At 63.0% G+C, this 411-nt stretch carries 1 protein-coding gene; it reads right to left on the bottom strand.

Translation table 11 applies throughout. The features are described 5' to 3' along the window. On the bottom strand, window positions 1–411 hold a 411-nt coding region (locus OC610_RS28940; protein WP_264433253.1), incomplete at both ends, for an arginine deiminase family protein.

The following is a 411-nucleotide window of genomic DNA, read 5'->3' as shown; positions in this document are numbered from 1 at the left end:
TGGTGATGACTTCCACGCCGGCCTTGCGCAGCAGCGTGTTGGTGTAGGTGTTGCGGTCGTAGCCGATCACCACGCCCGGCTCCAGGGCGACCACGTTGTTGCCGTCATCCCATTGCTCGCGTTCGGCGGCGAAGCTGTTGCCGCCGGTTTCCACTATCCGCAGCGCCGGCAACTTGAGGGCGGCGGCTACTGTATCGAGGAAGCTGCCTTCCTCGCGGCGTACGTCAATGCCGCCGGGTTTGCTCTCGTCCGGGCGCAGTGAAAACGCCACGATCTGGCTGACGACCTCCGGAAAAATCGTCACCAGGTCGCGGTCACAGAAACTGAACACGGTGTCCAGATGCATGGCTGCGCGGGATTTCGGAAGGCCGGCGACGATCACGCGCTCCACGGCGTTATGCTTGAACAGGT

The sequence above is a fragment of the Pseudomonas agronomica genome (assembly GCF_025917275.1).
Classification (GTDB): Bacteria; Pseudomonadota; Gammaproteobacteria; order Pseudomonadales; family Pseudomonadaceae; genus Aquipseudomonas; species Aquipseudomonas agronomica.
Note: the sequence above shows the minus strand (reverse complement) of the source record. Positions and strands in the feature narration are given on the sequence as shown.